Origin of the sequence: Streptomyces marokkonensis, from assembly GCF_008312835.1 — a bacterium.
In the GTDB taxonomy this organism is placed as follows: Bacteria; Actinomycetota; Actinomycetes; order Streptomycetales; family Streptomycetaceae; genus Streptomyces; species Streptomyces marokkonensis_A.
Map to the genome: position 1 here is coordinate 94168 of NZ_VSKS01000023.1, position 21718 is coordinate 115885.

The window sequence follows — 21718 nt, forward strand, 5'->3', positions numbered from 1 at the left end:
TCTGTGACCCTCGGTCACCACGGTCAGCGGCCCGCGGGACGGCGTGACCGGGTCGGGCCTCTGGATCGACGAGGGCATCCTGACCGCCGACGGCGACCGGCTGGCCGCTCCCTGCCACAGCGGCATGATGCCCGAGTGCGAGGCGGCACTGGCGGACCTAGGCGCCGTCAGCTTCTACCGCGACTTCCACCCCGCCGCCCACTACTGGCCGCTCCAGCTGGTCGCCTCCGGCATCCTGCTCGCCGTCACCGCGCTGCCGGCCCACGGGGCCTTCCGGCTGCTGCGCAACCGCACCGGCACAGCACGGCGGAGCGCCGGGTGAGCGGTACGGGTACGGCGGCACGGGCGCGGCTGCCCCGCACGGTGCTGCGGGTGCGCCGCACGGCCCTGCTCGTCCGGGCGCGTGCGTCGCGGCCCTCGTCGCCCGGCTGGTGCGGCTGGTGCGGCTGGTGCGGCTGGTGCGGCTGGTGCGGCTGAACGAGATCACCCTGGACGCGGTGCGCGCGGCGGCGGCCGGCCGCTCGGGCGGCCCGTGGACCCGCGTGGACGTCATCGAGGCCTCCGCCACGCCTGGCGGCTCGAAGGGGGCCGCACCGGCACCGGCGGGTCCTACACGACGTACCACCCGGAGTCCCCTTTCTGGCCGCCGCACCTGGTGGAGACCGGCATCGTGCCTGCCGTCGCCGTCCTCCTCACGGCCGCCGCGTTCGCGGTACCGCGCCGCCGCACGGCCCGACCGGCCCGCCCGTACGTCCCTGCCCGCGGGGGAAGGACGTACGGCGCCCCCTTTCCCGGTGCCCGGGACGGGTGGCCGCCCCCCGTGGGCCGCCCCCCGCTATCCCGCACGTCATGTCTCCGTAACCGTCGATTCAGACAGGCTTGCGACGCTCGGCCAATGACTCCCGCCGCGCCAGAGCCCGCACCGCCCCGACGGGTGAACGGGGGGAACGGGGACGCCTCAGGGCCACCACCGCTCCCACCCGCGCTTTCCGACGCGCCCGTGACGCCGCAGGCGCGGAAGAATGGGGTCATGAGCCAGCCCAACGCCCAGGCACAGGTACAGCACCCGCAGCCCTCCGTGGGCTCCATCGCCGCCCACCGCCCGCACACCCTGGCCGGAGTGGTCTCCGACCTGGAACCCGACATCGACGCCGACCTCGACGGGTACGAGGAGGCGCACAACGACGGCGCCCCCCTGCCGCAGGGCCGCTTCCTCGACCGGGAACGCAGCTGGCTCGCCTTCAACGAGCGCGTCCTCGAACTCGCCGAGGATCCCACCACCCCCCTGCTGGAGCGCGCGAACTTCCTCGCGATCTTCGCCAGCAACCTGGACGAGTTCTTCATGGTCCGCGTGGCCGGTCTGAAGCGCCGCATCGCGACCGGCGTCGCCACCCGCTCCGCGTCCGGGCTCCAGCCGCGCGAGGTGCTGGAGATGATCTGGGCCCGCTCCCGCGAGCTGATGGCCCGGCACGCCGCCTGCTACCACGAGGACGTCGCTCCCGCACTCGCGGAGGAGGGCATCCACCTGGTCCGCTGGAACGAGCTGTCCGAGAAGGAGCAGGCCCGCCTTTTCACCCTCTTCCGGCACCAGATCTTCCCGGTCCTCACCCCCCTCGCGGTCGACCCGGCGCACCCCTTCCCGTACATCTCCGGCCTGTCGCTGAACCTGGCCGTCGTCGTACGCAACCCCGTCACCGGCCACAAGCACTTCGCCCGGGTGAAGGTGCCGCCGCTGCTGTCCCGCTTCCTGGAGAGCTCCCCCGGCCGCTACGTCCCCATCGAGGACGTCATCGCCGCGCACCTGGAGGAGCTGTTCCCGGGCATGGAGGTGCTGGAGCACCACGCCTTCCGGCTCACCCGCAACGAGGACCTGGAGGTCGAGGAGGACGACGCGGAGAACCTGCTCCAGGCACTGGAGAAGGAGCTCATGCGGCGCCGCTTCGGGCCGCCGGTGCGCCTGGAGGTCGAGGAGTCCATCGACCGGGAGGTGCTGGACCTGCTGGTGCGCGAGCTGAAGGTCGGCGAGGCCGAGGTGTACCCGCTGCCCGGCCCGCTCGACCTCACCGGTCTCTTCCGCATCCACAGCCTGGACCGGCCCGAGCTGAAGTACCCGAAGTTCATCGCGGGCACCCACCGCGACCTGGCGGAGGTCGAGTCGGCGTCCCCGCCGGACATCTTCGCCGCGCTGCGCAGCCGGGACGTGCTGCTGCACCACCCGTACGACTCCTTCTCGACGTCGGTGCAGGCGTTCCTGGAGCAGGCGGCGGCCGACCCGGACGTGCTGGCCATCAAGCAGACCCTGTACCGGACGTCCGGCGACTCCCCCATAGTCGACGCGCTCATCGACGCCGCCGAGTCCGGCAAGCAGGTCCTCGTCCTGGTCGAGATCAAGGCACGCTTCGACGAGCACGCCAACATCAAGTGGGCGCGCAAGCTGGAGGAGGCGGGCTGCCACGTCGTCTACGGCCTGGTCGGTCTGAAGACCCACTGCAAGCTGTCCCTGGTGGTCCGTCAGGAGGGCGAGACGCTCCGGCGTTACAGCCACGTCGGCACCGGCAACTACCACCCGAAGACGGCCCGCCTCTACGAGGACCTCGGCGTGCTCACCGCCGACCCGCAGGTCGGCGCGGACCTGTCCGACCTGTTCAACCGGCTGTCGGGCTACTCGCGCCGCGAGACCTACCGCCGTCTGCTGGTCGCCCCCAAGTCCCTGCGGGACGGCCTGGTCTCCCGGATCGACAAGGAGGCCCAGCACCACCGCGCGGGGCGGCCCGCCTACGTCCGCATCAAGGTCAACTCGATGGTCGACGAGGCCGTCATCGACGCCTGCTACCGGGCGTCGCAGGCGGGCGTCCCGGTCGACATCTGGGTGCGCGGCATCTGCGCGATCCGTCCCGGCGTGGAGGGCCTGTCGGAGAACGTCCGGGTACGGTCCGTCCTCGGCCGCTTCCTCGAGCACTCCCGCGTCTTCGCCTTCGGCAACGGCGGTGAGCCCGAGGTGTGGCTGGGCAGCGCGGACATGATGCACCGCAACCTCGACCGCCGTATCGAGGCGCTGGTGCGGGTCACCGACCCGGCTCACCGGGCGGCTCTGAACCGGCTGCTGGAGACCGGCATGTCCGACACCACGGCGTCCTGGCACCTCGGCCCGGACGGCGAGTGGACCCGGCACTCGACGGACGCGGACGGCCAGCCCCTGCGCAACGTCCAGGAGATGCTCATAGACGCCCGGAGGCGCCGGCGTGGCACAGCGACACCTTGACCCGACGGCCGGACCCGTTCCGGCGGACGCCCTGGCCGGCTATCTGCGGGCCCAGGCGACCGAGTTCCTCCGCGCGCTGCGCCTCCACCGGGAGACCGGTGCGGGCGCGGCAGGGCCGGAGGGTTCCGTCGAGGCGGCCCGGGCGCTGCGCCGCGCGGCGCGCCGCATCAGCGCCAGCCTCCACACCTTCCAGCCGGTCCTCGACCCCGACTGGTCGGAGGCCCTGCGCCCCGAACTGGCCTGGGTCTCCGGCACGCTGGCCCAGGAACACGCCTACGCCTCCCGCCTGGACCAGCTTCTCCTGGCCCTGCACCGCCTGTCGGGGGCGGCCTCGTTCCCACCCCAGGCAGCGACCGGCCCGGGAACGACGGCCCGCACCAAACTCCCGGCCACCGGCCCGATGAACCCGGCCCCGCCCCGTGCCGCCGGCACGGCACCCCGCACGAGCGGAACAGCCCCGGCCGACACGGCCCCGGGCACCACGGACCCGACCGGCGCCCATGCGGACACGCTCCCGTCCCCCACCGCGGCGGCCCGCGCGACGGGCACCTCCGCCGTCCTCCCCACCGGCGCGGACGCGACCGGCCTCGCGCACGGCGCGGACAGCGGTCCCACGACCGCACCCCGGCCCGCCGCCGCGACGACCAGCGCCACGGTCGCGCCCCACGCCGGCACGTCCGACGGCTCCCCGGTCCGCACGGCCCCCGTGCCCGACGAAGCCCTCGGCACGACGGACACCCGCCCCGGCGACGACACGGTCCCGGGCACCCACGGCGACGGAACCCCCGGGCCGACCGGCCCCGCCCCGGACGCGGGTACCGCACGGCACCCCGCGGCCGGCCCCTCCGCGCCGAACGGCGCGTCCGGCACCGTCCCGCGCACCCCGGCCCGCACGGCCGCCGCCCGCGGGCGCCCGGCCCGTACCGTCGCCGCGGCCGACGGGACGACGGGCGCGGCCCGGCGTGTCACGACCGCGGCCGCCCCCGCAGGAGCCCGCACCGTCCTCGCCGCCGAAGGCACCCGGGCCGCGAGGACCGTACCCGCGCCCGAGCGGGGAAACCTCACGGTCGGTGCCGCCAAGGCCGGTGCCCTGCTGGACCGGCAGCTCACGCTGGCCCGGACCCGGGCGCACTCCACCGCGCTCCAGGCCCTCGGCTCCTCCCGGTTCCACGGGATCGCCGACAAAGTGGCCTTACTGGCCAGCGAGGTGCCGCTGTCCCCGGCCGCGGCCGGCGCCGACCTGCGTCCGCTCGCCGACGCCGCGCGCGACCGGCTCGCCGACGCCGTCACCGCGCTGCCCCTGCTCACCGCCGGCAGCCCCTACAACGCGGAGGCGCTGATCCACGGGCTCTCCCCGGACCCCGCCCCGCACCCGCAGGACGCCCCCTGGCACCAGGTCCGCCTCCTGCTGCGCCTGCACCGCTACGCCCGCGAGGTCCTCCACACCGGCGCGGGCGCGGCCCCGCCCGCCGATCCGCGTCTCCTCTCCGCCGGCGAGGCGCTCGACCGGCACCGCGACGCCTCCGAGGCGGCGGCCGCCGCCGCGCAGGCGGCCCGCACACCGCGCATCGCCCCGGCCACGGCGTACGCGCTGGGCGTGCTCCACGCCGACCAGCGGCATGAGGTGGAGGCAGCGCGGTACGCGTTCCAGCGCGCCTGGCAGAAGGAAGCCATCGGCACGTCGTAGGGAGGCACACGGTGAGCACCCCGGACTCCGCCAAGAACGGCACCCTCACCGTCCAGGCCGCCGGATGCGTCCTGTGGCGCGGATCCCCGGTGACCGGCAAGCTCGAGCTGTGCCTGGTCCACCGGCCCAAGTACGACGACTGGTCCTGGCCCAAGGGCAAGCTCAAGCGCGGCGAGGACGCGCTGTCCGGCGCCCTGCGCGAGGTCGCCGAGGAGACGGGCCACACCGCCGTGCCGGCCGCCGAGCTCCCCAGCGCGCACTACGTGGCGCACGGCCGCCCCAAACGCGTCCGCTACTGGGCGGCCGAAGCGGTCTCCGGCGCCTTCACCCCGAACGACGAGGTGGACCGCATCCTCTGGCTCCCCCCGGACGCCGCCCGCTCCCTCCTCACCGAGGACAGGGACGCAGAGCTGGTGGACGCCCTCCTCGCCACCCTCCGCCCCGCGGAGTAGGTGGCCGTTCCCGCCCGGTATCCGCCCGGTATCCGCCCGTGTCCTCGACGTAAGCGTTCCGTGACCTCACCGCACCGTCCACAGGGGTTCACCCCGCGTTCATTTACGCCAATCGGCCGCTTCACCTGTTCTGCCTAATTTCGGCCTTACGCGATGCGGCTCGCCCGACGAAAGAGGGGGCAACCGCGTCACCCACACTTCGCACGCCGCCGAATTCAGGACGGCGGCCACTGGAAGGAACTCAAGTGAAGCTTCAGCGCAAGAACCGGCGGGCCCTCGCTCTCGGTGCTCTCGCCGTCTCCGGCGCCCTGGCCCTCACGGCGTGCGGCTCCGACGACACCGGTGGCAACAGCAACGGCGGCGACTCCTCCGCGACCGCGCAGGCCGGCAACATCGACTGCGGCGACGCCAAGGGCCAGCTCCAGGCCTCCGGCTCTTCCGCCCAGAAGAACGCCATCGACGCCTGGGTCAAGCAGTACTCCGCGGCGTGCAAGGGCGTGCAGGTCAACTACAACCCGACCGGTTCGGGCGCCGGCATCACCGCGTTCCTCCAGGGCCAGACCGCGTTCGCCGGCTCGGACTCCGCGCTGGAGGCCGAGGAGATCGAGCAGTCCAAGAAGATCTGCTCCGGCGGCCAGGGCATCGACCTGCCGATGGTCGGCGGTCCGATCGCCGTCGGCTTCAACGTTCCGGGCGTCGACACCCTCGTCCTGGACGCGCCGACCCTCGCCAAGATCTTCGACAGCAAGATCACCAACTGGAACGACGAGGCGATCGCCAAGCTCAACCCCGACGCCAAGCTTCCCGACCTGAAGATCCAGGCCTTCCACCGCTCGGACGAGTCCGGCACCACGGACAACTTCACCACGTACCTGAAGGAGGCCGCGCCCAAGGACTGGTCGTACGAGCCCGGCAAGGCGTGGGAGGCCAAGGGCGGCCAGTCCGCGCAGGGCTCCTCCGGCGTGGCCCAGCAGGTGAAGCAGACCTCGGGCGCCATCTCGTACTTCGAGCTCTCCTACGCCAAGGACGGCCTCAAGACCGTCGACATCAAGACCGAGGCCGCCGAGCCGGTCAAGGCCACCATCGAGAACGCCACCGCCGCCATCGGCGCGGCCAAGGTCGTCGGCACCGGCAAGGACCTCGCACTGGAGCTGGACTACACCCCGTCCGCCGACGGCGCCTACCCGATCGTCCTGGTCACCTACGAGATCGTGTGCGACAAGGGCAACAAGGCGGAGACCCTCCCCGCCACCAAGTCCTTCCTGAACTACATGGCCTCCGAGGACGGCCAGGCCCTCCTGGCCGACGCGGGCTACGCCCCGATGCCCGAGGAGATCATCACCAAGGTCCGGGAGACCCTCTCGAGCCTCGCCTGACCCGAGTGTGCGGACCGGCCCCGACCACGGTGCCGGTCCGCACCGTCCGGTGCACCGCCATCAGGAGCCCCCGGCCCCGGAAGGCTCCGACCGAGCCGTCCGTCCCGGCGGCTCCGCAGACCGGAGAACCCGATGGACATCACCACACAGAAACCCGCCGCTCCCCCCGCACCCGGACCGGCCGCGCCCCAGGACAAGCGCGCCGCGCGAGGTGCCACCCGCCCCGGTGACCGGATCTTCCTCGGGCTCTCCCGCGGATCCGGCATCTTCGTCCTGGTCCTCATGGCCGCCATCGCGGCCTTCCTCACCTACCGGGCGTCCATAGCCATCAGCAAGGACGAGGCGAACTTCTTCACGTCCTTCGAATGGAACCCGGCCGGCAGCCCGCCGGAGTTCGGTATCGCTGTCCTGGCCTTCGGCACCGTCGTCTCGTCGGTCATCGCCATGGTCATCGCGGTCCCGATCTCGGTGGGCATCGCCCTGTTCATCACGCACTACGCGCCCCGCCGCCTGGGCGGCGCCATCGGTTACGTGATCGACCTGCTCGCCGCCGTCCCGTCCATCGTCTACGGCCTGTGGGGCGCCCTCGTCCTGGTGCCGAACATGGACGGCCTCTTCAGCTGGCTCGACGAGTACTTCGGCTGGACCGGCATCCTCGAGTGGAACGGCGGCGCCCCGCGCTCGCTGTTCACCATCGGCATCCTCCTCGCGCTGATGATCCTCCCGATCATCACCAACGTCAGCCGTGAGGTCTTCCGGCAGGTCCCGCGGATGCACGAGGAGGCGGCCCTGGCCCTCGGCGCCACGCGCTGGGAGGTCATCCGCATGTCGGTGCTGCCCTTCGGCCGCTCCGGCGTCATCTCCGCCTCGATGCTGGGCCTCGGCCGCGCGCTCGGCGAGACGATGGCCGTCGCCATGGTGCTCTCGCCGTCCTTCGACATCAGCGCCAGCCTGCTCGACCCGGGCGGCGGCACCTTCGCCCAGAACATCGCCAGCAAGTTCAACGAGGCCACCGTGATGGGCCAGGACGCGCTGATCGCCTCCGGCATGGTGCTCTTCGTCATCACCCTGCTGGTCAACGGCGCGGCCCGCCTGATCATCGCCCGCCGCAAGGAGTACTCGGGGGCCAACGCATGAGCCACGCAACCCTTTCCCCCAAGCGCAGCTCCCTGCGCGGCGCGACCCTGCCCAAGTGGTTCGCCTGGGCGGTCGCCGCCGGCTCCCTCGTCCTGGGCTACGGCATCAGCGCCGCGGCCGGCCTGCACAGCGACATCCAGTGGGCCCTGATCGCCGCGATCCTCTTCGTCGTCGGCTCCTACGCCGTCTCGGCGAAGGTCGAGGGCGCACGCCAGGCCAAGGACCGCACCGCGACCAGCCTGGTGTGGGTCGCCTTCATCCTGGCCGTGATCCCGCTGGCCTCCCTCATCTGGGAGACGGTCAAGCGCGGCGTGAAGGTCCTCGACGGCTACTTCCTCACCCACTCGATGGGCGTGGTCGCCGACTCCGAGCCAGGCGGCGGCATCTACCACGCCATCCTCGGCACCCTGGAGCAGGTCGGCCTCGCCACCCTGATCTCGGTGCCGATCGGTGTGCTCACCGCGATCTACCTGGTGGAGTACGGACGCGGCAAGCTCGCCAAGGCCGTCACCTTCTTCGTCGACGTCATGACGGGCATCCCGTCGATCGTCGCCGGTCTGTTCATCCTGAGTCTGTGGGTCCTGATCCTGAAGATGGGCCCCTCCGGCTTCGCCGGCTCCATGGCCCTGTCGATCCTGATGATCCCGGTGGTCGTCCGCTCCACCGAGGAGATGCTCAAGCTCGTCCCGAACGAGCTGCGCGAGGCGTCCCTCGCCCTGGGCGTGCCGAAGTGGCGCACGATCCTGAAGGTGGTCCTGCCCACCTCCCTCGGCGGCATCACCACCGGCGTGATGCTCGCGATCGCCCGCATCACCGGTGAGACCGCCCCCGTCCTGCTGCTGGTCTGGGTCACGAACTTCATCAACACCAACCCGTTCCAGGACCCGCAGGCGTCGCTGCCGATGTACATCTACCTCCAGTACGCCAACAGCGGCGGCTCGGGTGCGGCGTACGACCGCGCCTGGGCGGCGGCCCTGACGCTCATCGCGTTCATCATGATCCTCAACCTGGTGGCCCGCGGCATCGCCCGCTGGAAGGCCCCGAAGACCGGTCGCTAAGGCCCTCCCCGGACTCGAAAGAAGAAGTGATACCCATGGCCAAGCGCATCGACGTCAGCGGCCTCAACGCCTACTACGGCTCCTTCCTGGCCATCGAGGACATCTCGATGACCGTCGAACCCCGCTCCGTGACGGCCTTCATCGGCCCCTCCGGCTGCGGCAAGTCCACCTTCCTGCGCACCCTCAACCGCATGCACGAGGTCACGCCCGGCGGCCGCGTCGACGGCAAGGTCATGCTCGACGAGGAGAACCTGTACGGCCCCGGCATCGACCCGGTGGCCGTGCGGCGCGAGGTCGGCATGGTCTTCCAGCGCCCGAACCCGTTCCCGACGATGTCGGTGTACGACAACGTGGCGGCGGGCCTGCGCCTGAACGGCAAGTACAAGAAGTCCGAGCTGGACGACGTCGTCGAGAAGTCCCTCAGGGGCGCCAACCTCTGGAACGAGGTCAAGGACCGCCTGAACAAGCCCGGCTCGGGCCTGTCGGGTGGCCAGCAGCAGCGCCTGTGCATCGCCCGCGCCATCGCGGTCGAGCCGAACGTCCTGCTGATGGACGAGCCCTGCTCCGCCCTGGACCCGATCTCCACCCTCGCCATCGAGGACCTGATCGGCGAGCTGAAGGAGCGCTTCACGATCGTCATCGTGACGCACAACATGCAGCAGGCGGCCCGCGTCTCCGACCGCACCGCGTTCTTCAACCTCGCGGCGGTCGGCCAGCCCGGCAAGCTGATCGAGCTCGACGACACGGAGCGCATCTTCTCCAACCCGTCCGTCCAGGCCACGGAGGACTACATCTCCGGCCGCTTCGGCTGACCGATCCCCTCGCGGTGCTGCATGGCGGTGCCACCGCGAGGCCAAAGGGCCCGCCCCCGGTCTCCCGGGGGCGGGCCCTTCCACATACCGCCGCGGCCGCGGGCAGTCGCACCGCCGCAGCCGCAGCCGCAGCCGGATGCAATCGTGCCGCTGGGGCGGCAAGGGTGGGCGCTGGGGGTGTCCCCTCCGGGCGAGGCACCCCGCACACGCCGGGCTGCGTGAGCACCCCCCGCCCAGCACAAGCAGCGCCAAGACGCTACAAGAACGCCAGGTGCACAACCCCGTAGGACAACGCAGCCACCGCCCCCGCCGCAGGCATGGTGATGAACCACCCGAGAACGATGTTCTTGGCGACCCCCCACCGCACGGCGTTGACCCGCTTCGTCGCCCCCACACCCATGATCGCCGAAGTGATCACGTGCGTCGTGGAGATCGGCGCGTGGAACAGGAACGCCGACCCGAACATGATCGACGCCCCAGTCGTCTCCGCCGCGAACCCCTGCGGCGGATCCAACTCGATGATCTTCCGCCCCAGCGTCCGCATGATGCGCCAGCCACCCGCGTACGTCCCCGCGGACAGCATCACCGCACAGGCGATCTTCACCCACACCGGAATCGGATCGCCGTAGTCCTCGACATCGGCGATGACCAGCGCCATCACCACGATGCCCATCGTCTTCTGCGCGTCCTGCAGACCGTGTCCCAGCGCCATACCCGCGGCGGAGACCGTCTGCGCGATACGGAACCCCCGCTTCGCCTTGTGCGGGTTGGCCCGCCGGAAGATCCACATGATGGCGGTCATCACCAGGTAACCGGCGATCAGACCGACGACCGGCGACACGAACATCGGAATGACGATCTTGTCGAGGACCCCGTTCCAGTACACCGTCGTCCCACCGGCCAGCGCGGCCCCCACCATGCCCCCGAACAGCGCGTGGGACGACGACGACGGCAGCCCGAAGTACCAGGTGATCAGGTTCCAGACGATCGCCCCCACCAGCGCGGCGAAAAGGATCCCCATCCCCTTGGAGCCCTCGGGTGTCTGGATCACACCCTCACTGACGGTCTTGGCGACCCCGGAGCCCATGAACGCGCCGGCCAGGTTCATCACGGCCGCCATCGCGAGCGCCACCCGGGGCGTCAGCGCGCGCGTGGACACGGACGTGGCGATCGCGTTCGCCGAGTCGTGGAAGCCGTTGGTGTACGTGAAGAAGAGCGCGACCCCGATGGTCACGACCAGAGCAAAGGTGTCCATGAAGTGCTCAGGACTCCTTGACGGCGATGGTCTCCACCGTGTTCGCCACGTGCTCGAAGGCGTCGGCCGCCTCCTCCAGAACGTCCACGATCTGCTTGAGCTTCAGCACTTCGATGGCGTCGTACTTGCCGTTGAACAGGTGGGCCAGCAGCTTGCGGTGGATCTGGTCGGCCTGGTTCTCCAGACGGTTGACCTCGATCCAGTACTCGGTGAGGTTCTCCATGGTGCGCAGATGCGGCATGGCCTCCGCGGTCAGCTCCGCGGCCCGCGCCAGAACCTCGATCTGCTGCTCGACACCCTTGGGCAGCTCCTCGACGTTGTAGAGGACGACCAGGTCGACTGCCTCCTCCATGAAGTCCATGATGTCGTCGAGGGAGGACGCCAGTGCGTAGATGTCCTCACGGTCGAACGGCGTGATGAACGAGGAGTTCAACTGGTGGAAGATCGCATGCGTGGCATCGTCACCTGCGTGTTCCGCGGCCCGCATACGCTCTGCGATCTCGGCCCGGGCGGAGGTGTCCGCCCCGAGCAGTTCCATCAGGAGCTTGGAGCCCGTGACGATGTTGTCCGCGGACGCGGCGAACATGTCGTAGAAGCTCGTCTCCCTGGGGGTCAGACGAAAGCGCACGTGGGGTCCTCGGTATGCATCGGTGTCGGTCAGGCTGATGCTAAGCGCATCATCCGGCCACGTGTAACGGGCCGTCCCCAGTGTCGCCCATCAGGCACAGTGATGGGCACGGGGCCGGTCCGACGCCCGTTTCCGGCCGTGGCGCATGGCATTGGCCACCAGGCGTATACCCAGCAAAGTTCGGTACCATATACCCACCAGGGGTATATGTCGGCCATCATCACCAGGAGGACGCGATGACGACCACCGAGACCGGCGCGAACACGCCCTCCTCCGCGGAGATCGTGACCGATCACGACCGGGGGATCCACGGCTATCACCACCAGAAGCAGGAACACCTCAAGCGCCTGCGCCGCATCGAGGGCCAGATCCGCGGGCTGCAGCGCATGGTCGACGAGGACGTCTACTGCATCGACATACTCACCCAGGTGTCCGCCTCCACCAAGGCCCTGCAGTCGTTCGCGCTGCAACTGCTGGAGGAGCACCTGCGCCACTGCGTCGCGGACGCGGCCGTCAAGGGCGGCGACGAGATCGACGCGAAGGTCAAGGAGGCGACGCAGGCCATCGCCCGCATGCTGCGCACCTGACCGGTGGCCGGGTGCCGCGCACCTGACCGGTGGCCGGCGGACCGGCGCCGTCGTCGGGCGGACCGGCGCCGTCAGTCCCCGCCGGACTCCGCCCGCGCCTCGGCCACCCGCAGCACTTCGTCGATGCTCTCGAGACTGAGCCGGTCCTCGGCGGCGGAGGCGGCGATGATCAACTCCCCGCACAGCTCGATCTCGGCGAGCGCCACGTGGTCCTGAACCGTCCCACCCCTGAGCGGAGCCACGCGCCTCACCTCGTCTCCGTCGTCACCGACTTCCTAGAGTAGGGAGCGCCCTACGCACCGCGCATGGCACGGACGGGCTAGTTCGCGCCGGTCACTCAGGGCTCATTCCGCGGCGATCCGGCCGGCGTAGATGTCCGCGTCCTCGGGAAGCCGTACCTCGGCCGGGACCCCGAAGTCGTACAGCAGCGTCGTCGAGGCGACCGCGACGGGCTCGTCCTGCCGGCCGTTGACGAAGCTGAACCGGTGCCGGACCTTGCGGATCCGCCCCTGGTCGTCGAGGTAGACGTCGAAGGGCACCCGCGCGGTGGCGAACCCCTTCGCCGCCGCGCCCAGCGGCCCCCGGTTCGCGTCCGAGGCGGCCAGCGAGGCCTGCTTCAGGTCGGCGGTCCCCCGGTAGTGGCGCACCTTCGCCCCCGCGACCTCGGTCCGCCCGACGAACGTCGCCGAACGCGTCCCGCGCAGCACCTCCGCGGCGGCGAACGGATCGGTGGCCCCGCCGGTGACGAGGTTCCCGTCGGACAGCGTCCCGGTGTCCACCCGCACCCACTTGTCGGCGGGCACCCCGGCCCCCCGGTTCTTCATGAACAGCGCCCCGGGCGCGAGCAGCTCGGTGATCGGCCGCCGGACGGTGTCCCCCGCGGGATCCTGCGGCAGCAGCACCTTCAGCCGGCCGAGCCGCCTGCGGTAGTCGTAGACCCCCTCGCCCCGGATGGTGACCCGGGTCCCTCCGGTGGCCATCTCCAGGGACGTGCGCGCCTTGGAACTGCCGGCGTCCACCAGCGCCCCGGCGGCCTCCCGCAGCACCCGCACCGGGTCCCCGGCCGGTGCCTGGGGCACGGCATCACTCCGCGCACACCCGGCGGCGCCGAACCCCAGACAGCACACGACCCCGACCCCGGCCACCACGCCGCGCATCCGCCAGTGCTGCCGCCGTCGAGCCATGCCTGCCTACCCCCGCTCCGTCCGACACGGGCCGCTTGTCGTCGGGGTTAACGACCGGTAAGTGGCCCCGTCACGCCGTCACTCCGGGCGCTACCGTGGTCGGCGTGCCGCATCAGGACGACGAGCAGCCTCCCGCCCGACACACCACGACCACCACCGAGCAGGGCCCCTTCTGCACGGCCCGCTGCACCTGTGGCTGGCGGGGCCCGGCCAGAAGAGCCAGAAGCCAGGCCCGCAGGGACGCCCAGAACCACACGGGCGGGTGACGAAACCGGCGTGGGCGGCACCCTCACCCGGACCCACCCGGAAAGCCGGACGGTCCGCCCGGAAGAAACCGGGCGGACCGTCCGTCGTCGAGCTGCCCGCTCAGGCGGCCAGATCCCGCTCGTCCGCATCCGCGCCGACGCCCGCAGTCCCGTTCCGGGTCCCCTGGACCACCCTCTGCCCGGTGTCCTGCCGCCGGGCCGTGATCAGCCACGCACCCCGCGGCGACCGCTCGACCGCCCGCATCAGCGGGGTCAGCAGCGCCATGGCCGGCGGCGACAGCAGCAGCGCGACGGCCGTGCCCAGCGCGAGCCCGCCCACCACGTCCGTCGGGTAGTGCACGCCCATGTAGACCCGGATGAACCCGCCCAGCAGTCCGAACACCAGGGCGACGAGCCCGAGCCGCCGGTTGGCCAGGAACAGCCCTACCGCCAGTGCCATGCAGAGCGTCGCGTGGTCGCTGACGAACGAGTAGTCGGTCTTGCCCTGGACGAGGACTTCCAGTCCCTCGTGATCGTTGAACGGCCGTGGCCGTTCCACGAATCCCCGGATCGGCACGTTCACCAGGACCGCCACTCCGGCCGCGAGCGGGGCCCACACCAGGGCCGCCACGGTCGGGGCCGCGTCCTCCCCGCCTCGCTTCCTGACGCCCCACCAGCACCACGCCAGCAACGCCACCAGGGCGAACAGCAGACCGAACTCGCCCACGAACTCCATGACGTGGTCGAACCACGGCGGCGCTTCCTTGGCGAGGCCGTTGATGTCGTACAGCAGGTCGACGTCGGGGTTCGACCCGGAATCTGCGAGTCCAGCCATGGTGCCGCGGCCCCTTCGTCATCTCTCTCGGCGCACGATGTGCACGCCGCTCCCGCCACCCCCGTGGTTTGTAGATCCGCTCGTCCGCTCGGCTACGACAACAGGAACGCACGGCCCCCGTTGATACGTTCCACACTCCACCGAATGATCACGCAGACGTTATCGAAGAGAGATTCATCTCCGCAGCTCAGGGGGAGGGTTAACGCTGCGCTCACACCGTCGTGGGCAACGCTTTCGCGCCATCTTCGGTGACACGGGTGGCACCAAAGTAGTCAGGAGTGTCGATCGGGTCGAATCGGATGACGGCACCCGGCCGGGGCGCGTCGATCATGTACCCGCCTCCGACATAAATGCCCACATGCCGGATGGCACGTGAATTGGTCAGGTCGTCCGAGAAGAACACCAGATCGCCGGGGAGCAGTTCCTCCCGCTTCGGATGCGGGCCCGCGTTGTACTGGTCGTTCGCCACGCGCGGCAGCGTGATCCCCACACTCTCGTACGCCGCCTTGGTCAGCCCTGAGCAGTCGAAACGTCCCCCCTGCTCAGCGGTGCCGTTGCCACCCCACAGATACAGGGTGCCGAGCTTCTTCTGCGCGTACGCGATGGCCCCGGCGGCCTGCTCCGACGGATCCACCCGCCCCACCGGCGCCGCGAAGCTCTCCTCCAGCGCCCGGATGCGCTTGACGTAGTTCTGCGTCTCCTCGTACGGCGGGACACCCCCGTACTTGATCACCGCGTACGCCCCGGCGTTGTACGAGGCGAGCATGTTTTCGGTCGGATTCCCGCCGACGTCCTTCACATACGACGCGAGCGTGCAGTCGTACTTCGCCGCCGACGGGATCGCGTCCTTCGGGTCCCACACGTCACGGTCGCCGTCCCCGTCGCCGTCGATCCCGTGCGTGGCCCAGGTGCCGGGGATGAACTGGGCGATGCCCTGCGCCGCCGCGTGGCTCTGCGCCTTCGGGTTGAACCCGCTCTCCTGGTAGAGCTGGGCGGCAAGCAGGGCGGGGTTGATGGCGGGACAGAGGTTGCCCCACGTCGAGACGAGCTGCTGGTACGCGGCCGGCACGCTTCCCTTGGCCAGCGCCTTGGCCGCCCCGCCGCCCACCCCGTTGACCACATTCCCGGCGACGACGTAGACCCCGACGACGAGCAGCATCACGAAGGCGAGCGCGGAACCGACGGCAAGGGTCACACCGATCCACACCTTACGCACCGTCAACCACCCCTTACCGTCCGGCAGTCCACCGCCGCCCGACAGTGTAGAGGCGGCACCGGCCATTCGGGGTGATCACGTACGACGAGATGCACGGTCTGCCACACCTTCTCCACAGCCCGAGCTTCGTTGCCCGGCGTGACACACCGTGATACACAGAGTGACGATACGACTCTTCACCCTTCGGAGCGCGCCCCTGCCGGAGTCCGGCGCGCGCCGGTGGCAAGCTATTTGTACGAAACCCGCCAACGGATGACGCCAAGTCGACATACGACAGCGTCATTGTCGGCGACAATGAGGCCTGACCTCTGCACCACCGCAGAGGATGCGGAACTACCCATACAGGGGCGGTGACTTACATGTTCTTCGCGGCCGACGAGGGAGACATCAACACCATTATCGGCGGGATCGCTCCGGATTGGGGCCCCTTCGGCAGCCTGGGCAACGAGGCCAAGATCATGATCGAAGTGGTCATGGCGGTCGCCATCCTCATCTGCCTGGGCATCGCCATCTGGGGGGCGGCCAAACAGCGCATCGGCGCCACCGCGTTGAGGGACACGTTCAGTGCCGAACAGGGCAAGGGCCTCATCATCGCGGGCCTGACAGGCGTCTTCATCATCGGTTCACTCGGCACGCTGTTCACCATCGTGTACGGCATGGCCGTATAGGTTCCGCACCATCGGTCCCCACCGGGCACGCCCGGCTCCCCTCCATCCCACCCGCCCGTCGTGCCCACCGGCTGAGGTTGCGTCTCCCTGATGTCCAGTCACCACACCGCGCCCGAACGGGAGCCGACACGGCTACCGTCGTACGTGGAGTACCCGGAGTACGAGGTGTTTCCGCACGACGCTGAGGGGGCGTACGCGGCATGAGTCTCGGAGACGACACGGGCCAGACCCGAACCCGCCTGCCCGAAGGTGGCGGCGACCCGTACGGCGGCGCGCGCAGAGGCGGCCGTTCGTCGTCGCGCAGCCTCGTCACGGTCGTCGGCGTGGTGGTCCTCCTCATCGCCGCGATCGCCTTCGCGAACCGTGGAGGCGACGATTCCGACACGGGGGAGAGCGCGGGCGACTCACCCAAGTCGGCGGCGACGGCCCCTTCCGGGCAGAAGCCGGTGGACTCGAAGACGACAGGCATCCCCTCGGGCTTCCCCCAGGACCGCCAGGGGGCGGAGAGCGCGGCGGCGAACTACGCGGTGGCGCTGGGCTCCGGCGAGATGTTCAAGAAGGCCCGGCGCGACGCCATCCTTCAGTCGATCATCGTCCCCGCCCGGGTCTCGGACTTCGAGGCAACACTGGACAACGCGTACACGCCGCAGTTCAACAAGAACGTGGGCCTCAACGAGGACGGCACCACGCCCAAGGGCTTCACGTTCGTCTCACGCACGAGCCCGATCGGCACCAAGGTCACCAAGTCGTCCGCAGACACCGCAACGGTCGAGGTCTGGTGCAGCGGCCTTCTGGGCCTCGCGGGCGAAAGCTCCACCAATCCGGTCACCAGCAGCTGGTTCACCATCACCATGCAGCTCGAGTGGACCAACGATGACTGGAAGATCGTGACCCACTCTCAGAAGGACGGCCCGGCGCCGGTTCCCGGCGATGAGCGGGCCTCCAGCGCCGACGAGATGGCACAGGCCGTCCAGGAGTACGGAGGGTTCACGTATGCCCGCTAACCGCCGCCTGCTGGCACTGACGGGTACCGTCGCGGCCGTACAGACGACAATCGTTCTGTTCGCCACGCGGGCCGCTGCCGCTCCCACGCCCACGCCCACGCCCACGCCCACTGACAGCAACGACCCCTGTGACCTGATCCACGGCCCCGCCAAGGACTACTGCGAACGCGGCCGAGGAGGCGAGGGCGGTGGCGACGCCGGAACCCTCAACGACCCCAGCTCCACCCTCGACCCCCTCGCCTCCCTCGCGCAGGGCTGCGCCGACGCCGCCGCCTGGACCGTCGACAAGCTCAGCGACGCCGTGAACGAGACGGCGAACGTCGACTTCACCAACGACACGTTCCTCCAGCAGTACGCCGTCGTCTTCGCCGCGTCGACGATCCTCACCCTCCTCCTGTGGCTGCTCGCGGTCGCCAAGCGCGCCGTGCGAGGCGTGCCCCTCACCACCGCCCTCTCCGAGGCGATCGGCTTCCTCTGGCTCACCGTCCTCGCCTCCGCCTTCACGCCCCTCATCCTCTACACCGTCGTCTCCGCGACCGACGGAGTCACCGAGGTGCTGGCGAAGGCCACCGGCGACCAGACGGACACCTTCTTCGGCACCTTCTCCGGCGCGCTCGAAAAGGGCGACGACATCGGCGGCGGCCCGATCATGCTGATCGTCGTCTCCCTCGTCTCCATCCTCGCCGCCGGCGTCCTCTGGCTGGAGCTGGTCATCCGCGCCGCCCTGCTCTACGTCGGCGCCCTCCTCGGCACCGTCGTCTACGCCGGCCTCGTCGACAAGAACCTCTGGGGCCACGTCCGCCGCTGGGCGGGCATCATGATCGCGGTGATCCTCGTGAAGCCGGTGATCGTGATAGTGCTCGGCCTGGCCGGCGCGCTCTCCGCCGACGACGGCCCCGACGCCTTCTCCGCCGTCGTCTCCGGGCTGGCGATCATCCTGCTCGCCATCTTCGCCTCCGCGATGATCTACCGCTTCGTCCCCGGCTTCGGCGACGAGATCGCCGGCTCCCGCAACAACCGCATCATGCAGGGCGCCGAGGGCAAGGCCGCCGCCGTCATCAGCTCCCCGGCGACCCTGGTCGCACAGGGCATCAAGACCCACAGCACCCGCGCCGACAACAACGGCGGCGGCCAGTCCTCCGGCCCCCGCGCCTCCAACCCCGCCTCCGGCGGGGTCGCCGCGCACAGCTCACGCACGACGAACGGTGGCGGATCCGTCCCCTCCGCCACCCCCGCACCCCGCTCGGGCAGCCCGGTGAACACCCCCCACGCCAGCAACACCCGCAACAGCAGCACCCAACGCACGGGAGGTGAAGGGCGTTGACGACCGAGTCCCACCTGTCCCATCCGGTCACGCCCCGCCGTACGTATCTGATCGGCCGCGCCCGGCCGAACGCGATCGTCGGCCGCAATCGCGAGACCGGAGAGATCGCGCTGATCGTCGTGGGCGCGTTCCTCGGCATGATGTGCGGACTTCTCGTCCCCGTCCTGTCCGTGCGGATCGTGCTGCTCGCGGGCCTCCCGATGCTGGCGCTGGCCGCGGTGTACGTGCCGTACAAGGGCCGCACCTTCTACAAGTGGTTCGAGATCAACCGCAGCTACAAGCGCACCGTGCGCCGCGGCGCCACCTACCGCTCCGGCGTCATCGAGGCCGGCACCCGGCTGGACGGCCGCGAGGTGGAGATCGGACCGCCGCCCGGCATCGGCAGGATCACCTGGCTCGCCGCACCCTTCGGGCCGGACGAGATCGCCGTCCTGCTGCACGCGGACCGCAAGACCGTCACCGCCGCCATCGAGATCGAGGGCCCGGGCGTCGGCCTGCGCGACTCCGAGGACCAGGAAGCCCTCGTCGACCGCTTCGGCACCCTCCTCAAGCACGTCGCCAACGGCGACGGCTTCGTGACCCGCATCCAGATGCTCGCCCGTACGCTGCCCGCCGACCCCGACGCCCACGCCAAGGACGTCGCCGTCCGCGGCGACGCCACGTCACCGCCATGGCTCCAGCAGTCCTACGACCAGCTCCAGTCGATGGTGTCGACCAGCAGCGAGCAGCACCGCGCCTACCTCGTCGCCTGCATGCACTACACGCGCGACCTGGCCGCCGAGGCCAACACCATGGCCCGCGCCATGCGCAGCCAGGGCGGCGGCAAGGTCGACCGCGACGCGGGGCTCGCCGTCGTCATGGCCCGTGAGCTGACCGACATCTGCTCACGGCTCCAGGAGGCCGACATCCGCGTCCGGCAGCCGCTCGGCCAGAGCAGGCTGTCCTCGCTGATCCACTCCATGTACGACCCGGACCACCCGATCGACCACATCCAGGCGATGACGCAGCGCAACGCCTGGCCGGCCGAACTCGACGCCATGGAGCCCACCTACCTCCAGGCCAAGACCCGCGAGTCCACCACCCGCGCCCCGTGGTGCCACGCCACGGCCTGGGTGAAGGAATGGCCGATGACCCCGGTAGGGGTCAACTTCCTCGCGCCGCTCCTCGTCCACACCCCGGACGTGATCCGCACGGTCGCCGTCACGATGGACCTCGAGCCCACCGAGATCGCCATCGAGCGCATGCTGACCGAGAAGACCAACGACGAGGCGGAGGCGTCCCGCGCCGCCAAGATGAACCGCACCGTCGACCCGCGCGACGTCGCCGCGCACAGCCGCCTCGACCAGCGCGGCGAGGATCTCGCCAGCGGCGCCGCGGGCGTCAACCTCGTCGGCTACATCACCGTCTCCTCCCGCACACCCGAGGCCCTCGCCCGCGACAAGCGGACCATACGGGCGTCGGCCGGAAAGTCGTACCTGAAGCTGGAGTGGTGCGACCGCGAGCACCACCGCGCGTTCGTGAACACACTCCCGTTCGCCACCGGCATTCGAAGGTAGGGGCTGAGCCGCTATGCGGGATCCGCTGTCCGTCGTCACCGACGCCTTCACGTCCTTCCTGTTCGGGAAGGTCGAGACGACACGGCTGCCGGTGCGCACGTCCACGGGCCAGGCGCAGGCGGTCTACCTGCCGACCGCCGCCCCCGGCCTGGGCGACTCCGGCGTCATCATCGGCCGCGAGGTCTACTCCGGCAAGGGCTACATCTACGACCCCTTCCAGCTTTACGGCCAGCAGCTGCCCGCCCCGCACTGGCTGGTCCTCGGCGAGTCCGGCAACGGCAAGTCGGCCCTGGAGAAGACCTACGTCCTGCGCCAGCTCCGGTTCCGCGACCGCCAGGTCGTCGTCCTGGACGCGCAGGGCGAGGACGGCGCCGGTGAATGGAACCTCATCGCCCAGGAGCTGGGGATAACGCCGATCCGCCTGGACCCGAGGGCCGCGCTCGACCGGGGCATCCGGCTCAACCCGCTGGACCCGGCGATCACCACCACCGGCCAGCTCGCGCTGCTGAGGACCATCATCGAGGTCGCGATGGGCCACGGCCTGGACGAGCGCTCCGGCTTCGCCCTCAAGGTCGCACACGCCTACGTCAACGAGTCCATCGTCGAACGCCAGCCGGTCCTCACCGACATCGTCGAGCGACTGCGCCACCCCGAACCCGAGTCGGCGGAGGCGATGAACGTCGCCATAGACGACGTACGGGCGTGGGGACTGGACGTCGCCCTGGTCCTCGACCGCCTGGTCGACGGTGACCTGCGCGGCATGTTCGACGGCCCGACGACCGTCGGCATCGACCTCGACGCGCCGCTCATCGTGTTCGACCTGTCCCACATCGACCGCAACTCCATCGCCATGCCGATCCTCATGGCGATCGTCGGTGTCTGGCTCGAGCACACCTGGATCCGCCCCGACCGGAAGAAGCGCATCTTCCTGGTCGAGGAGGCCTGGCACATCATCAACAGCCCCTTCGTCGCCCAGCTGTTCCAGCGCCTGCTGAAGTTCGGCCGGCGGCTCGGCCTGTCGTTCGTCGCGGTCGTCCACCACCTGTCCGACGTGGTGGACGGAGCCGCGGCGAAGGAGGCGGCGGCCATCCTGAAAATGGCGTCGACCCGGACCATCTACGCCCAGAAGGCGGACGAGGCGAGGGCCACCGGCCGGGTCCTGGGCCTGCCCAGGTGGGCCGTGGAGATCATCCCGACCCTCACCCCCGGTATCGCCGTCTGGGACGTCAACGGCAACGTCCAGGTGGTCAAACACCTGGTCACGGAGACCGAACGCCCGCTGGTCTTCACCGACCGGGCGATGACCGAGTCCTCCGCCGACCTCTCCGACGACGCCCTGCGCGCCGCCGAACGGGAGGCCGAGGAACGGGCGGCCGCCTTCGTGGAGCAGCACGTCGGCGACTCCGAGTCGACGGTGGCGTAGAGGGAGAAC

Annotated in this window: 20 protein-coding genes and 2 pseudogenes; 16 read left to right on the forward strand and 6 right to left on the reverse strand. The window is 70.4% G+C overall.

Annotation, left to right across the window (positions count from 1 at the left end):
• The first annotated feature begins 43 nt into the window (after positions 1 to 43).
• The 10 genes and pseudogenes from F1615_RS35780 (at position 44) to pstB (ending at position 9784) form a co-directional block, all read left to right on the forward strand.
• Positions 44 to 322: a hypothetical protein gene (locus F1615_RS35780; RefSeq protein ID WP_167533902.1), complete on the forward strand. Its 279-nt coding sequence runs from the start codon at positions 44 to 46 to the stop codon at positions 320 to 322.
• Complete coding sequence (locus tag F1615_RS35785) at positions 319 to 477, forward strand: hypothetical protein (protein WP_167533903.1); 159 nt, start codon at positions 319 to 321, stop codon at positions 475 to 477. Before F1615_RS35780 ends, F1615_RS35785 begins: the two co-directional genes overlap by 4 nt.
• Positions 478 to 895: 418 nt before the next feature.
• Positions 896 to 3262 carry an RNA degradosome polyphosphate kinase gene (locus F1615_RS30390; protein ID WP_149552273.1) on the forward strand — a complete coding sequence of 789 codons (2367 nt, stop codon included), beginning with the start codon at positions 896 to 898 and terminating at the stop codon, positions 3260 to 3262.
• Positions 3243 to 3728: pseudogene (locus F1615_RS35995) on the forward strand (CHAD domain-containing protein); the annotation flags it as partial. The gene F1615_RS30390 and the pseudogene F1615_RS35995, both read left to right, overlap by 20 nt.
• 414 nt (positions 3729 to 4142) lie before the next feature.
• A pseudogene (locus tag F1615_RS36000) lies at positions 4143 to 4949 on the forward strand (CHAD domain-containing protein); the annotation flags it as partial.
• Between the two features lie 11 nt (positions 4950 to 4960).
• On the forward strand, positions 4961 to 5401 hold the full coding sequence (locus F1615_RS30405; protein WP_149552274.1) for an NUDIX hydrolase: 441 nt from the start codon (positions 4961 to 4963) through the stop codon (positions 5399 to 5401).
• Between the two features lie 245 nt (positions 5402 to 5646).
• On the forward strand, positions 5647 to 6777 hold the full coding sequence (pstS, locus tag F1615_RS30410; RefSeq protein ID WP_149552275.1) for a phosphate ABC transporter substrate-binding protein PstS: 1131 nt from the start codon (positions 5647 to 5649) through the stop codon (positions 6775 to 6777).
• A 132-nt stretch (positions 6778 to 6909) separates the two neighbouring features.
• Positions 6910 to 7914 (forward strand): phosphate ABC transporter permease subunit PstC, encoded by a 1005-nt coding sequence (gene pstC / locus F1615_RS30415; protein WP_149552276.1) that lies wholly within the window; start codon positions 6910 to 6912, stop codon positions 7912 to 7914.
• Positions 7911 to 8972 (forward strand): phosphate ABC transporter permease PstA, encoded by a 1062-nt coding sequence (gene pstA / locus F1615_RS30420; protein ID WP_149552277.1) that lies wholly within the window; start codon positions 7911 to 7913, stop codon positions 8970 to 8972. Before pstC ends, pstA begins: the two co-directional genes overlap by 4 nt.
• Before the next feature lie 35 nt (positions 8973 to 9007).
• On the forward strand, positions 9008 to 9784 hold the full coding sequence (pstB, locus tag F1615_RS30425) for a phosphate ABC transporter ATP-binding protein PstB (RefSeq protein ID WP_149552278.1): 777 nt from the start codon (positions 9008 to 9010) through the stop codon (positions 9782 to 9784).
• 256 nt (positions 9785 to 10040) lie between these two features.
• Here the strand turns inward: pstB and F1615_RS30430 are convergent, their stop codons facing one another.
• Positions 10041 to 11039, reverse strand: coding sequence for an inorganic phosphate transporter (locus F1615_RS30430; RefSeq protein WP_149552279.1), 999 nt, complete (start codon positions 11037 to 11039; stop codon positions 10041 to 10043).
• Positions 11040 to 11046: 7 nt separating this feature from the next.
• The gene (locus F1615_RS30435; protein ID WP_037930976.1) at positions 11047 to 11667 is read right to left on the reverse strand and encodes a DUF47 domain-containing protein; all 621 of its coding nucleotides are present in this window, start codon (positions 11665 to 11667) and stop codon (positions 11047 to 11049) included.
• 236 nt (positions 11668 to 11903) lie between these two features.
• On the opposite strand from F1615_RS30435, the gene F1615_RS30440 reads away from it, so the two are divergent.
• Positions 11904 to 12254 carry a metal-sensitive transcriptional regulator gene (locus tag F1615_RS30440; RefSeq protein WP_149552280.1) on the forward strand — a complete coding sequence of 117 codons (351 nt, stop codon included), beginning with the start codon at positions 11904 to 11906 and terminating at the stop codon, positions 12252 to 12254.
• 71 nt (positions 12255 to 12325) lie between these two features.
• Here the strand turns inward: F1615_RS30440 and F1615_RS30445 are convergent, their stop codons facing one another.
• From F1615_RS30445 to F1615_RS30460, 4 genes are all read right to left on the reverse strand, one after another.
• Positions 12326 to 12505, reverse strand: a complete 180-nt coding sequence (locus F1615_RS30445; RefSeq protein WP_149552281.1) for a hypothetical protein — start codon at positions 12503 to 12505, stop codon at positions 12326 to 12328.
• 93 nt (positions 12506 to 12598) lie between these two features.
• On the reverse strand, positions 12599 to 13438 hold the full coding sequence (locus F1615_RS30450; protein WP_149552282.1) for a hypothetical protein: 840 nt from the start codon (positions 13436 to 13438) through the stop codon (positions 12599 to 12601).
• A 366-nt stretch (positions 13439 to 13804) separates the two neighbouring features.
• Positions 13805 to 14518, reverse strand: a complete 714-nt coding sequence (locus F1615_RS30455; protein WP_149552283.1) for a phosphatase PAP2 family protein — start codon at positions 14516 to 14518, stop codon at positions 13805 to 13807.
• 211 nt (positions 14519 to 14729) lie between these two features.
• The gene (locus F1615_RS30460) at positions 14730 to 15677 is read right to left on the reverse strand and encodes an NlpC/P60 family protein (protein ID WP_388237537.1); all 948 of its coding nucleotides are present in this window, start codon (positions 15675 to 15677) and stop codon (positions 14730 to 14732) included.
• Between the two features lie 416 nt (positions 15678 to 16093).
• Here F1615_RS30460 and F1615_RS30465 point away from each other — a divergent pair, with 416 nt between their 5' ends.
• The 5 genes from F1615_RS30465 (at position 16094) to F1615_RS30485 (ending at position 21709) form a co-directional block, all read left to right on the forward strand.
• Positions 16094 to 16402, forward strand: a complete 309-nt coding sequence (locus F1615_RS30465; RefSeq protein WP_030829533.1) for a hypothetical protein — start codon at positions 16094 to 16096, stop codon at positions 16400 to 16402.
• Positions 16403 to 16602: 200 nt separating this feature from the next.
• Positions 16603 to 17406 (forward strand): hypothetical protein, encoded by an 804-nt coding sequence (locus F1615_RS30470; protein WP_149552284.1) that lies wholly within the window; start codon positions 16603 to 16605, stop codon positions 17404 to 17406.
• Positions 17396 to 18730 (forward strand): hypothetical protein, encoded by a 1335-nt coding sequence (locus F1615_RS30475; protein WP_149552285.1) that lies wholly within the window; start codon positions 17396 to 17398, stop codon positions 18728 to 18730. Before F1615_RS30470 ends, F1615_RS30475 begins: the two co-directional genes overlap by 11 nt.
• Positions 18727 to 20286, forward strand: coding sequence for an SCO6880 family protein (locus tag F1615_RS30480; RefSeq protein ID WP_149552286.1), 1560 nt, complete (start codon positions 18727 to 18729; stop codon positions 20284 to 20286). Before F1615_RS30475 ends, F1615_RS30480 begins: the two co-directional genes overlap by 4 nt.
• A gap of 13 nt (positions 20287 to 20299) precedes the next feature.
• Positions 20300 to 21709, forward strand: a complete 1410-nt coding sequence (locus F1615_RS30485; protein WP_149552287.1) for an ATP-binding protein — start codon at positions 20300 to 20302, stop codon at positions 21707 to 21709.
• Positions 21710 to 21718 lie beyond the last annotated feature (9 nt).